The organism is Labrys sp. E2SS-1L, from assembly GCF_057073705.1.
Genome location: NZ_CP172712.1, coordinates 5,095,017 through 5,108,558, shown reverse-complemented (window position 1 = coordinate 5,108,558; position 13,542 = coordinate 5,095,017). Strand labels below are relative to the sequence as shown.

Genomic DNA, 13,542 nt, shown 5'->3' with positions numbered 1-13,542 from the left:
GAGCGGCGGTTGCACCAAAACGCGCTTTGCTCCGAGGTGGATAAAACCGACGCGGCGGGCCGTCAGGCCGCCAGGTCGGGAATGACGGAAGCGTTCGGCTTGATCACGCGGTTGAGCAGATACCAGCCATACATTTGTTCGAAGCCCGGGTCGTAGTGATCGAGATCGGCGCCCTGGCGTTCGAGGGCACGCGTGCGGCCGACGGCCTCGATCACGCCGCGCGGCTCGAAGACTGGAATGCCGAGTTCCGCCCCGATCTTCTTCACCCGGGCGATGAAGGTTTCACGGCTCTGCAGCACCCGCCCGTCCTGCAGCGGCAGGCCGACATGAGATACCGCAGCCATCGGCTTGCCCCACAGCTGCTTGAGCTCGATCAGGCCCTGGCGCAAGGCATCCTCGTCGGCAAGTTCGCAGCGGGCGTTGCGCAGGATCCGGGCGTCGGCCTCCCCGAAACCCGCCTCGGCGAACTGTTCTGAGGCGATGACCTTCTTGGCGGTTTCGGCCGAGATGCAGCGTTTTTGCAGCATCTCCTTCCACCACAATTTGCCTCCTTCGCCCAGCGGGCTGAGCAAATGGCGGTGGAGATAGTTGAGCTGGAGATAGATGCCGTCGCAGATCAACTCCTTCTCGGAAGCGACCTCGACAAGGAGGAAATCGGCCTTGGCCTGTTCCTTCTGGGCATTGGCGGAAAGCCTGGGCACGCGCTCCGTCGAGAAGACATAGGGCGCCATACCGTCGGGGATCTGGCATTCGCCGCGCATCCAGCGCAGACGCTGCACGGCCTCGCCGACCGAGTGCAGATAGGCGCGTGAACCGCCGTCATAGTGGCTGCAGCGCCCGGTGGCGGCGATCTCTTCCATCGGCCTGTGCAGACGGCAGGAACCCAGAACGAATACCTTCATCGCGCGTCACTCCTTGCATGAATGGGATAGCGGGAGAATTGGAGAGTTGAACAGCCGGAGCCAAGCTTCATCGCCAAACCTCACCGGCCCGAGATCGCGTTGCGGATCAGGCCGCCGGTCACCGAAGCGAGAAAGGCCAGGGCCAGCCCCACCAGCAGGGCGGAGCCGAGAGCGGTCAGCTTCTGGGGATAGGTAGGCGTGTAATCGGCCTTGGGCTGGGCGATCGGCGAGACATAGCGCTGCTGGCGCAGGATCGCCACGCGCGCCTGGTCCAAAGACTGGCGTGCGGAAGCCAGGTTGGTGTCGGCGAAGTCCTGCGCGATCTTCAGGCTTTCATAGCTGGAAAGCTGCTTGGCCACCGTTTCGCTGCCGCCACCCAGCCGCTGGCGGGTATCATCGATTTCCTTGCGGAGAGTGACGATCCGGGTCTCCACGCTCTTGCGCCGCGGATTGTCGCCCTGCGTCGCCTTGATCTGGCCGAGATCAGTCTGGGCAGCCGCCAGCTGGGCTTCGAGCTGTCCGATCAGATTGGTCAGCACGGTCAGGTCACCCGTCGGATCGACATTGGCATTCCGGTTACGCCAGTTCGCCACTTCGAGGCGAGCCGCCGCCGAACGCTGTTCGCTGCGGCTGACTTCCTCCTGCGCGACCTTGAGGGCGTCGTCGAGGGCGCGCTGGTTCATCTTGTTGGCGAAGGTGTCGGACAGGTCGATCAACGCATTGGAGATCTTGACGGAGTCCTCCGGGGTGAAGGCCTCGACCTGCAGGACGACGATCTGCTCGATCATGTTGTAGCGCACCGTGACCAGCGACTTATAGGCCCGATACAGCTCGTCCGGCGACGGATTGTCCGGCAGGCTCACCAGCGGATCGGCCGGATGCTCGGTGAGCATCTTGGTGAGGTCGATCTTCTTGGCGAGCCCGTCCATCGCTTCGCGCGACTGCAGGAAGTCGCGCACGGCGTAGCCATCGACGAAGCCGCTGACACCCATGCCGGACGAGCCGGACGAGAGCAGGCCACCGACGCCGACCGGCTGCTGGACATCGCCGCCTCGGATCGCGAACCGCGACTCCGCCGTATAGAGCGGCGTGGCGACAACGAAGACATAGAATGCCGTCAGCGCCAGTGGCAGTAAAGCAAGCATCAGTCCGATCAAGGAAAAACGCCGCCGCCGGCGCCTTACCTTGTGCTGGTAGCGCAGAAACGCCGCACTCTCTTCCGGAGCGATCTCGCCTTTAAGCGAATTGATCGTCGACAAGGGGCTCGGGTTGACCTCGTCCAGTGTCGTTGATGTCGGGACGGAGAGGGAATTTGCGGAGGACTTCGTCAAGTTGGCTCTCTATTTCGATCAGACCCTGATTGAGGATGAGGGCGGTGTCACAGAACTCATCGACTTCGGATTTGCGGACGGTCGACAGGAGAAGCGTGCGACCGTCAATACGCTGCTCGAAAAGGGCTCTCCACAGCAAGGTGAAGCGATCTTTCCGATAGGGGAACGTGCCGTCGACGACGTAGATGTCAAATGTCGGCAGGAGCGGTAAAATATACCCTAATTCCTGCCGCGCTGTGGCCGGCCAATGCTCTACGAACTCGTCGAGATATTCCGGCAGAGTCAACATCGACTCGACGAGGTATATACAGAATCTATAGTCAAGATGATACAAACGGGAGATTAAGGCTACAATTTGTCTCCCGCTCAATTTACCGCGAACAAAGCCTGCTCGTCCGATAGGCCAGGAACAACTGCCTCCTCGAACGACACGGCCGCTGGTTGGAGGGCGCAGGCCGGCGAACAGGTCGATGGCGGGTTTGCGCGCGATTGGATCCGGCGAGACGACGGCATAGCGCCTGACGGGCAGCGTCATGGTGATGTCGAGCGCTATCGGGTAGGGCGTTCCCCCCACCATGGGCGTGTCCACGACATGTTCGAGCGCGATCATGGTCCTCACACGGGTTGAATGCGAGGCCGTGCGTGCTTTTCGGCCAGAAGGCCGACGCCCAACACAGCGATCAGACACAGAAAGAAATAGGTCGGGTTGGCGTCCGAGGAAGCGTAGCCCGGGAAATAGGCGGCACGCAGAAGCTGCATGCCATGGGCGGTCGGGGACCACAGCACGTAGGCGCGATATTCCTCGGGCAGCTGCTCGGTCACGAAGAACACCGATGAGAACAGCTGCAGGCCGCGTTCGAGCACCGAAGCCAGGCGCAGGAAGAACGGCCAGTGCACGGCGATGCTGCCGAAGATGAGACCGATCGCCAGGCCATACGACCACATCGCAACGACGTAGCTGACCACCTTCGGCACGTCGGCGGGAAGGGTGATCATGTTGACCATCCTTCCGCAGGTCAGCAGGATCATGAAGACCACGGCGTAGATGATCAGATATTGGATCGCAAAGGCGAGCGCCTGATGGATCGGCCGGACAGGAGGCAGATTAATGAAGACGCGGTTATGCGCGACTGCCGTGCTGACACGGAAGATCACCTGGCGACACATGATCCAAGTCGTGCTTCCGAGCAGGGCGAAGGTCGGCACGTCCATGTTCATGATGAACTGCGTCTGAAGAATGAAATAGATCAGCGAGATCAGCGTCAGCAACACGGCCGGCTGAATCAGCATCCAGAGAATGCCGAAGCGACTTTCGGAGGCGATGAGCTGGAACTGGACGATGAGAATGGCGCGCACCACGCCGATCGCGCCGGCAACCCGGGTGCCGCGACCGTTCTTCCCGCGGGCAGGATCGGCCAGGAACAGCCCGTTGCTGAGATGGGCGATCAGCTCCAGGTCCTGTCGGCTGGCACGACTGAGATAGTCTTCCTGCACCCCGCCATCGACAAGCCGTGCCTCCCTGGCTGCGGCGTTGCGCTTGCGGGAGCGTCTGAGATCGCGCGCTTCGGCCAGCTTGTTGGCGGCCTCTCGCAGATCCGGCGGCGCATAGTTGTCGGCGAAGACGTCGATGTCGGCACGGATGTCGTTTTCGAGGATCCGGATCGTCGTTCTCAATAGACGATGATGATAGTCGAGATCCTCTGCATCGGTCTCGCTCTCATCTTCGTCGAAGATCTGCTTTTGGGTCTTTTCAGCATGATTGTAGACGGCTCGCCGCGTCTTGACATTGTTGTCAGGCAGATCGCGCAGCGCGTGGCGCAGCAGGATGAGATATCCGTCCCAATCTTGTTGGAGGACTTCAGCTGACGTCATCGGCCATGATCCTTCTGTCTGCCATGGGCCGGTGACGGCTGGGGAAGTAACGGGCTGCGTGCTGCCCGGCAACGCAATGGGCGTAAGGCCTCATCCTCACGCCGGGTCGACGCAAGGGGATGCCAGAGCCCATGCCTGCCCCGCGGAAGCGGGACAGGCATTGCGCCGAAGCGCCTATGATGCGTTGAGCGTTCAAGAGTGCGAGGTCACAGCCGCCAGACCGTGACACCCTCCGGCGCGGTCGCGCGATCGAGTACGCCCTTGACGTCCATGACCACGCCCGTGCCGTTGCGCAGGCGCGACTTGATCAGCGGCCAACCCTTGGCGGCATATTCCTTGTGGGGAACGGCCAGGATGATGGCGTCTGCCGGTTCGACCTCGTCCAGTTCGGAAAGCTCGACACCATATTCGTGCAGCGCTTCCTCATTGGAGGCCCAGGGATCGTGCACTGCGGTCTGGATGCCGAAACGGTTGAGCTCCTTGAGGATGCTCGCCGCCTTGGAGTTGCGCAGATCCGGCACGTCTTCCTTGAAGGTCAGGCCGAGCTGCAGCACGTTCTCGACCTTGCGGCCCTCCTGCAGCAGCAGGCGCACGCATTCGCGGGCGATGCGCTCGCCGACGGAGTCGTTGATGCGCCGGCCCGACAGGATGACCTGGGGATGGTAGCCCGCCTTCTCCGACCGGTAGGTCAGGTAATAGGGGTCGACGCCGATGCAATGGCCGCCGACCAGGCCCGGCTTGAAGGGCAGGAAGTTCCACTTGGTGGAGGCCGCTTCGAGTACGTCGCTGGTATCGACGTCGAGGAGCTGGAAGATGTGCGACAGCTCGTTCATGAAGGCGATGTTGATGTCGCGCTGGGCATTCTCGATCACCTTGGCGGCCTCGGCCACCTTGATGGTGGGAGCGACATGCACACCGGCGGTGATGACCGACCCATAGACGTCGGCGACGATACCGCGGGTCTCCTCGTCCTGGCCGGACACCACCTTCTTGATCTTGGTGAAGGTGTGTTCCTTGTCGCCCGGATTGATGCGCTCGGGGGAGTAGCCGACGGTGAAGTCGACGCCGCTGGTGAGACCCGAGGCCTTTTCCAGCACAGGCACGCATTCTTCCTCGGTCGCGCCGGGATAGACGGTGGATTCATAGACGACGATGTCGCCGCGCTTGAGAGCGCCGCCGACGGTGCGCGAGGCGGCGCGCAGGGCGCCGAGATCGGGCTGGTTGGCGCTGTCGACAGGGGTCGGCACGGTGACGATGAAGAAATCGGCTTTGTTGAGATCGGCCGGATTGAAGGAGAAGATCGGCGGCGTTGCCTTCAGCTCTTCGCTGGAGATTTCGCGGGTGCGATCCTCGCCGGACTGTAGTTCCTTGACGCGGGTCTGATCGATGTCGAAGCCGATCGTGTCATAGCCATGCTTGGCAAAGGCTACCGCGACCGGCAGGCCGACATAACCCAGCCCGATGACTGCGATCTTGCGTTTCTGACTCAAGACATAACTCCTTGCGGTTTGTCATTGCGACGCCCTGGGGGCTGTTGCGTGGGTCGATCGCCTGGAACGGCAGATCGTCCGTAGGTCACCGTCCTCCTGCGGGAGGCGGACAGGTTTCGAAAAAGGGATGGAGTTCCTTCGTGGATGGAGATCTCGTCGTCCCATTCCTCTTGCGCTCACAAGCAGGCCTGCGAGGTTCGATGGGGGATGACTGGTTATGTGTGAGGGGCGGAGCCATCAGCGGATCCCCCGCCAGATGCCGCCGCTGAGCCGGAGGTTTTCGGGGCCGCGCAGGATCTGCCGTTCGACTTCCCGGAAGAAGGCGTCCTGATAGGCTTGGGCGAAAGCGGGGAATTCCTGGCCCTCCTGCTTGGCGGGCATGGCCTCGACGTGGAATTTCACGCGGCGGTCCTGCCAATAGGGGATGGTGATGAAGCTCGGAACGCCAAGGCGGTAGCACAGCCCGGCGGCGAACGGAGAATAGGTTACCCGCCGCCCCTCCCAGCCGACGCGTGGGGCCGCGGGGCTCATCGCGCCGTCGATGGCGATGATGACCGCATTGCCGTGGCGCAGGGAAGTCATCACCTCGCGCGTCACCTCCAGTTCCGAATGCTCGCTGGTGGAGATCAGGGAGCCGACATGCGGGAAGGAGGCGATCTTGGGGGCGGATGCGAGCCATTTCATTGGAATGCCGGCCATGTGCAGCGCCAGGGGCCCGGCATACATCGGTCCCATGTGCGGGCTGATCAGCAGAGCACCCTTGCCCTTGTCCAAGCCGTTGCGGAGGCCGGCTACGGCGGCATCGATACCGTCGAGCATTTCAGCCACTTCGCCCACCCGCTCGGGAGCGCATTCGAGCCAGTCGAGGAGCAAGAGGTCGGCCAGGCAACCCCAGCGCACCCGGTCGTCCCAAGCGTTGCGGTCCGCAGGCTCGCTGCCGGCAAGCCGGCTGGCGAGCGACCAGGCGAAGTCGAGCCTGCCTTTGGGGATGGGCGCACTGGCCAGGTTCTGGTCGAGGCGGGCGAGCGCATCGGTGAAGGAACCCTGGAGATAGGCGCGTTTGCGGACGACCAGATCGGCATAGTGTCCCTGGGCTTCATCCTCCAGACCCGCCTGCAGCAGCGTCGAGATGGTGTAGCGCTGCAAGGCCGGCGAATGGGGGTCTTCCTGTGCCAGCTTGCGCAGCAGCGTGGCCGCCTCGTCATAGTGGCGTGCCAGCCGCAGCGCGCGTGCCAGCAGCATCTTGAGATTGCGCAGATCCGGCGCCAGCGCGCTCGCCTGCCTGAGGACGTCGACAGCCTCTTCATTCTGGCGCAGCCTGAGCAGGGTCTCGCCGAGGGTGCGCAGGAGAAGCACGTCCTTGGCGGCCTTGTCGCGTGCCTGGCGCAGGTGCTCGAGGATCTCCGCGTCTTCCCCGCCGAGTGACAGCATCGCATTGGCGACGACGAGGTGCAGCCTGGGCGACTCCCCGCCCTGTTCCAGCGCCTTGCGGCCGATGGCCAGCGCCTCTTCGTGGCGCCCCGCCAGTTGCAGGACCTGGGCGACTTCGAGGGCGAGGTCGGCGGTAAGGTCGGGCTGGTCCTGCAAGCGCTCGACGATGACGAGACTTGTATCGAGATCACCCGCTCGCGCTAGAGCGATCAGGCAGAGCTGAGCCAGCCGTGCATGGTCCGGGCTGCGGTCGGCATAGCGGCGTGCGAAGTCGCGGGCGGCGTCGAAATCGGTCGCCTGGACCAGGGCCTGCAGCCGCACCGCCGCGATGGCGAGATTGTCGGGGTCGAGTTCTCCGGCCCGTTCGATATGCGCCTGGCCTGCGTCGCGGCGGCCGGCACGCATCATCACGCTGCCAAGCGTGAGGAGGTCGTCGCTGGAAGAGGGATTGGCCTCGACCAGGCGTTCCAGGAAGAGGCGGGCGGTGTCGAGTTCACCGGCGCGCATGGCGGGGGCGACGACCAGGCGGCGGACCTGGTTGCGGTTGCGCGGAATGGCGGCCACGGGCGGCGTCAGCAAGGCGAGAGCGTCCTGCATCCGGCCGTCACCGGCCAAAGCGAGGACATCGTCGATCGCCTGCCTGGCATCCGCAGCCTTGGTATCTTGTTCGGTCATTCGCTTCATGCGTTGTCGCCTCGCGGATTAGCGGTCGAGATAGGCATCGACGGTCAGTTCCAGCATGCGGCGCATGGAAAAGCGTTCGCGGGACCATTTCGCCACATTGGCGGCGAGTTCCGCGCGGTCCTGATGGTCGCGGCGCCAGGCCAGCACTTCGCCGGCGATGGCATCCGGTTGCAGATTGTCGATCGAAGGCAACACGGTGCCGCTCACTCTCGGCATCAGCGTTTCGGCCGCGCCACCTGCCGGCGTGGTCACGACCGGAACCCCGCTGAACTGCGCTTCGATCAGCACGTTGGGCAGGCCTTCATGGCGCGACAACAGCAGGAAGACGTCCATATGCGACAGCCAATGGCCGACGCGGGGGGAGCGGCCGGTGAACAGCACGCGATCGGCGATGCCCAATTCCTCGGCATAGGCGGTCGCTTTGCCGAGCAGGGGGCCGTCACCCACCAGGATGAAGCGGGCATCGGGCACGCGGGCGGCGAGGCTCGCGGCGGTCTCCAGCCAGAGCAGCGGGCGCTTGTTGTCGTCAAATCGCATGACCGAGCCGACGGTGAAGCCGGCCTTGACCTCGAAGCTCTCAAGCTTTTGGGTCAGGGCCAGGGTCTTCTCGTCGGTTGCCGTGCTCAGGGGATCGAGCCCGTTGGGAATGATGCGCACCGAGCCGCGCGGCAGTTTGAGCCAGGCTTCGTAGCGCTCGCCGGCGGCCTGGGAATTCGCCACGATGGCAACGCCCCGTGCCGAGAGCAGCGAGCGATAGACCGCCTCATATTCAGGCTTGTTGCGTTCGAAGCGATCTTCCGGCGGCAGCGTGCGCACGCCGAGCAGGATGCGCGGCACGCCGGCCAGCAGGGCGGCGAGGCCGGTGGCGAGGACCGAGCCGTCCTGCCAGATATGCACGATGTCGGGGCGGATATAGTTCAGTGCGTCGGTAAGGCGGACCACGCCCGTCCGCATCTGCGTCGGAAGGTGGTCGAGGAAGCCGATCAGCTCCTTGACGCGGGAATAGCGCGGGCGTCCGCCATATTCGGCAAACAGCGAATATTCATGGATCTGCAGGCCCGCTTCCACGAATTGCGGCACGAAGAAATCGGCACCGGCACGCGAATGCAGCGAGCTGCAGACCACATGGATGGGGCCCATGATGTCGGTATCGGCGATCGGGCTGGCCGAGTGGATCGCCCGGTTCAGGCCGAGCGCCGTGTTGGTGAACTGGCGTTCGGCCCCGCCCGATCCCAGGCTGCCATTGATCAGCACCACCGGCCCGACGAAGCGGCGCGGCTCGAAGTCCGCGGTCGCCGCCCGCTGGGCGATGGCCATCTCGAACACGCGCTCGATCACCAGATTGGGCAAATGGTCGTCGCTGTCGGCGTGATCGGGCACGAGTTCGCTGAGGCTGCGCAGGTCCTGTTCGATCCGCGCCTGCGTCTGGGCGATGTGCTTGGTCTCGCCGAACTTGTCGCGTGCGAACTCGATGATCTCGCGGGCCCGCATCGGCTGTCCCAGCGAGACGTAGAGGCGTCCGAGCGCGACCAGCACGGATTCGGGTGTGTTGTCCATTTCGACGAGCTGGCCGAAGGCGGCCTCGGCGCCGTCGAAATCCTTCAATTCGATCAGGCCGCGGCCATAGATCAGCAGCTGCGAGGGATCTTCCGGCTCTTCGGGGAAGCGCTCGCTGTGAAGTGTCCTACCGGCATCGACCCCGTCGATGCGGATGGTCCAGCGCAGCACGCGGAAGAAGGCTTCGCGCGAGGTCGGGAAGCGCTCGTCTATGCCGCGCCAGACCAGGAGGGCACGCGGGTCCTGCACGCGTTCGAGCGCCCGGGCGACCAGGGCCTGGAAGCGCTCCTCGCGCGGATGCTTGATCACATAGGGAAGCAGCTTGTCGAGGGCCTCGGTGAGTTCGGGCAGCCGGCGCATCGCGTTGGAGATGTCGCGGGCCCGGTTGACTTCGGCCGTGGTCACGCGCTGCACGCCATTGCCCGCGCGCAGGCCGTTGGCCACTGCGGCCGAGACGATGTCGCGTGCCGAGATCTCGTGGGCTACCGGTGCCGACGTGGCGCCGCTTGCGCCGGCGTCATCCACCGGCTGCACGGCAGGCTGGGTGCGGAAGGCCATCATGACGAGGAAACCGCCCGGGCCTTGCGGAGTCGTTCGACCAGCGCGTTTGCCGATGACAAGGCACGCCACTCCTCAGCCCGGCTCGCGCTCTTCTCCTGCTGCGCATGGCGCAGCGAAGCGTCACCGGCGAGCCGGCGCAGCGTTTCGGCCAGGCCGTCCTCGCCGTCCTCGATCCAGACCGCGGCATTGCCCAGGATGGCGCGCGCCACCGGGCCGTCGGACGCCACGATGGTCTTGCCATGCATGAGGGCATCGACGAGGTCGAACCGGGTCCGTTCGCTCCGGGCCACACCCGCCAGGGCGGGCGTGACGAAGATGTCGATCGCCTTATAGGCCTCGGCGATGGAGCCGACCTTGGGACGGCCGGGGAAGAGCACGCGCTCGCCATGGCCCATATGACTCAGGCGCTCATGCAGCTTGAGGAAGCGCGAACCCACGCCGAAAACCGCCAGCCCGGCGTCGATCCCATGGCCCACGAGCTTGTCGAAGGCGTCGGCGATGCCGTCCAAGTCGAGGTCGTCATAGGGATCGCCGACATAGCCAAGGACCAGCCGGTCCTTGAGGGCCGGGTCGCTGCGCCAGGCGGGAGTCTTCTCGTCGTGCTTGAAGGCGGGTGCATTCTCGCCCAGCAACAGGAGCTTTTCGGCCGGCACGCCCCGGGCCGAGAGGGCCTCCGTGGCGCCGGGCCAGCGGGCCAGCATCAGGCTCGCCTCCGCCACCAGGACGTCGTCCGCCTGTCGAAAGAGCGCTTCGCGGTCGTTGGCGGGCGCGGCATCCGCCGTCGATGCCAGGCGCTGGCAGTCGAGAACGAGATCGGCGCCCGTCATGCGGGTGGCGATGGCGGCGGGATAAGCCGCCTCCAGCTCACCGGATACCATGATGACGTCGGCTTCCAGTGTCCTGGCGATCCGTCCGAGCGCCACGCCGGCCTCGCGGGCATATTGATCGATGATGGCCGGAGCGGCCTCTATCGGGGCCATGCGATGATAGGCGATGCCATCCACCATATCGGGGCCGGATTTGCGCGAGGCGTCAGTGTTGCGGACGGGATAGCCGGGCTGGGTCACCACCCGCACCGAACAGCCAAGGCTCGTCAGATCCTGGGCCAGGGCATGCGTGCGCATGCTGGTGGCGGACCAGTGATAGGGCAGGGATTGCGGCACATAGAGCAGGATGTTGAGACGCGTGCCCTGTGCCTTGCGCGATACGGGCTTGGGTAGGCGAATGCCCTGGCCCTTGAACCGTTCGAGCGCCATCAGCTCTTCATAGCGGCGCGTTTCCGTCGCATTGAGGGCAGCGCCGGCGCGCAGGGCTTCCTGGAGAATGGCACTGGCCTCGTCGATCGAGCCGGTATCCATGAGCGTGAAGGCCAGGAGCTTGATCCGTCCCTCGTTCGGGTCGGCCTCGGCGGCGGCCTTGGCGAGCGCGACGGCCGCGGCCGGATCGGCGGTTCTGGCCTGCTTGGCCAGGTCGAGCAGCACGCGCGACAGCACGCTGCCACGCGGGCGCTGGTCGTGGATCCAGCGCTCGGCTGCGGCCAGGCCGTCCTTCTGCGCCTTGGCGAGGGCGATCTCGGACAGCTGCAGATATTCGGGGGCTGCACCGGTCGGCACCAGATCGGCCGGCAGCGAGAGGGAATGACGGTAGTCGCGATACCATTCGGCGATGCGGGCCGGCAGGCGCATGCCATCGCGCCAGCTCGAAAAGCCGGTCATCATCACCTGGCCGAGCCGGTATGTATGGCCTTCGCGCAGCTTGGCGATGCGCTGCTCGGCGTGTTTCCAGACGCTGCGCGTGTCGAGCACGGCCAGTTCAGCGCTACGCTTGGCCTCGCGATAGACGTCGAGGTCGCGTTCCAGCTGCTGCAGCCGGGTGGTGAGGGCGACATTGTCCTCGGCCAGGGAACGCTCGGCCAGTTCGGCTTCGAGTTCCCTGATGCGCCGTGTCGCAGCCGCCTCGCGGTCGAGCGCGGCCTGGAGCTCGGTGTCGGAAGAAGAAGCCTGCAACGTTGAAACGGCTGCAAGCTTGGCTTTATGGCGAGCGGGAGAACCGGAACCGTGCAGGGCGCTGCCCATGGCAATTGCCGCCCCTTCGAGCTGGCTGTCGTCGAAGGAGGTCGTCCTGGAACTTACATGTTCTGCCGGCACATCGCCGTTACGATGCAGCTTCGGCGCTTCGGTCACTCTGCTCACCTTGATCTCCGGCTCCTCAGAACAAGGCGCGTTCAGGGAGAACGCGCCTTTGCTCCAACTTTTCGTTCGGATGCGTCTTGCGAGGGCCGGCGCGAACGCCGGATCGCAGGAGGCTCTGGGCTCAGCTCGCCAGCTTGAGGTTCAGCAAGCCTTCCAGGTTCTTGCTGGCGCTGTTGTCCGGGGCGAGCTCGCGACTGCGGGTCACGGCCGCCGAGGCCGTGGCGAGATCGCCGGCCCGGTGGCTCGCGCGCGCCAGATGCAGCCAATGGGTGGCCGAGTCCGGCTTGAGCTCGAGCACGCGCTGGTAGTAGTTGGCCGAGTCGGCGAAGGCGTGCGTCTGGTAGAGATGATGCGCCACCGCCGTCAGGGCCGGCACGTTCTCCGGATCGATCTGGAGCAGGAGATAGGCGACCTCGGCAGCCTCCGCCGGGCGCTTCTCGCGGCGATGGGCGCTCAGCTCCTTGGAAAGGATCGCCGCGACCTTGCGGCGCAGCAGCTGCAGTTCGTCGTCGTCCTGGCCGACCTTGGCCAGCAGGGCCAGATGGAGCGCTGCCTGGCGGGCCTCGCCGCCGCGCAGGGCGAGCTTGGCGGCGCGACGGACGCGCTGGATCAGGCGGCCGACATAGTCGACCTCGGGCGCGGCCAGGCCGGCCTGATAGAGGGTCACCAGGCCCGTATATTCGAGCTCGGCTTGTCCGGCGGCACGGGCGAGGCGCTTGGCGGCAACCTGATCGGTGGGATCGATGTCGAGCAGACGCGACCACAATTCAAGGGCGCGTTCCGGGGTACCGGTCCGTTCGGCTGCAGTCGCCAGACGCTTGGTCGCCGTGGGATGGCGTGGATCTACCTTGAGGACCTGTTCCCAAGCGGCTGCAAAGCCGGCGGGATCCTGTTCGAGATCGGTCTGCTTGGCCTGGTCCACCACGTCGTTGCGCAGGGCGATGATACGCTTGCGCAGGACCGGATCGGCGGGAGCCACCGCGTTGCCGAGGCGAAGCACGCGACGATAGCCGTCCTGGTCACCCGCCCGGTCGAGCTCGGCGGCGGCCTTGGCGAGATTGCTGCCGACACGTGCGGTGATGTCGTCGAAACCCTCGATCGTGCCGGCATCGGCATGACGAATGGCGATCAGGACCTTGGCAGCGTCCTCGACTTGCTGGCTGCTCAGGAGCTTCTTGGCTGCCAGGAACGCGGTCGAGGGATGCACTTCGGCAGCGGCGATTGCCGATTGTGCGACCTTGTCGAGCTGGCCGGCATTGATGGCCGCTCTCAGACGCATCTTCAGCGCATTGGCATGACTGGGCGAAATCGCCAGCAATTTGTCGGCCTCGGCGATCACCGCGTCCCAGTTCGAAGCCTGCCAGGCATCGCGCATGGTTTCGAGATGGTTGCGCAATTCCGGCGCCGAAGGCGAGATGCGCCGCTTCGACTGGGTCCAGCTTGCAGGGCCGGGAATGACGCTATGGCCGAAGGAGGCTTTCGAGAAGGCGTCGTTCGCAATGTCCATCTTCTATCTCACTCG

General features: G+C 64.8%; 9 protein-coding genes. All 9 read right to left on the bottom strand.

Annotation, left to right across the window (positions count from 1 at the left end):
- Window positions 1-62: 62 nt before the first annotated feature.
- Window positions 63-902, bottom strand: a complete 840-nt coding sequence (locus tag ACIGJE_RS23865) for a hypothetical protein (RefSeq protein WP_311944582.1) — start codon at window positions 900-902, stop codon at window positions 63-65.
- Window positions 903-982: 80 nt separating this feature from the next.
- On the bottom strand, window positions 983-2,161 hold the full coding sequence (locus ACIGJE_RS23860) for a KpsE/RkpR family capsule polysaccharide export protein (protein ID WP_483678828.1): 1,179 nt from the start codon (window positions 2,159-2,161) through the stop codon (window positions 983-985).
- Window positions 2,139-2,843 carry a P-loop NTPase family protein gene (locus ACIGJE_RS23855; protein ID WP_068299119.1) on the bottom strand — a complete coding sequence of 235 codons (705 nt, stop codon included), beginning with the start codon at window positions 2,841-2,843 and terminating at the stop codon, window positions 2,139-2,141. The genes ACIGJE_RS23860 and ACIGJE_RS23855 overlap by 23 nt, the downstream gene beginning before the upstream one ends.
- A 5-nt stretch (window positions 2,844-2,848) precedes the next feature.
- Window positions 2,849-4,105 carry an ABC transporter permease gene (locus tag ACIGJE_RS23850; protein WP_367626728.1) on the bottom strand — a complete coding sequence of 419 codons (1,257 nt, stop codon included), beginning with the start codon at window positions 4,103-4,105 and terminating at the stop codon, window positions 2,849-2,851.
- Between the two features lie 206 nt (window positions 4,106-4,311).
- The gene (locus ACIGJE_RS23845; protein ID WP_311944586.1) at window positions 4,312-5,595 is read right to left on the bottom strand and encodes a nucleotide sugar dehydrogenase; all 1,284 of its coding nucleotides are present in this window, start codon (window positions 5,593-5,595) and stop codon (window positions 4,312-4,314) included.
- A gap of 237 nt (window positions 5,596-5,832) precedes the next feature.
- Window positions 5,833-7,701, bottom strand: a complete 1,869-nt coding sequence (locus ACIGJE_RS23840) for a tetratricopeptide repeat protein (RefSeq protein WP_367626729.1) — start codon at window positions 7,699-7,701, stop codon at window positions 5,833-5,835.
- Window positions 7,702-7,728: 27 nt separating this feature from the next.
- Window positions 7,729-9,828 (bottom strand): glycosyltransferase, encoded by a 2,100-nt coding sequence (locus ACIGJE_RS23835; protein WP_367626730.1) that lies wholly within the window; start codon window positions 9,826-9,828, stop codon window positions 7,729-7,731.
- On the bottom strand, window positions 9,825-12,020 hold the full coding sequence (locus ACIGJE_RS23830; RefSeq protein ID WP_483678825.1) for a glycosyltransferase: 2,196 nt from the start codon (window positions 12,018-12,020) through the stop codon (window positions 9,825-9,827). Before ACIGJE_RS23830 ends, ACIGJE_RS23835 begins: the two co-directional genes overlap by 4 nt.
- Before the next feature lie 121 nt (window positions 12,021-12,141).
- Complete coding sequence (locus ACIGJE_RS23825) at window positions 12,142-13,527, bottom strand: tetratricopeptide repeat protein (protein WP_311944590.1); 1,386 nt, start codon at window positions 13,525-13,527, stop codon at window positions 12,142-12,144.
- Window positions 13,528-13,542: the final 15 nt, after the last annotated feature.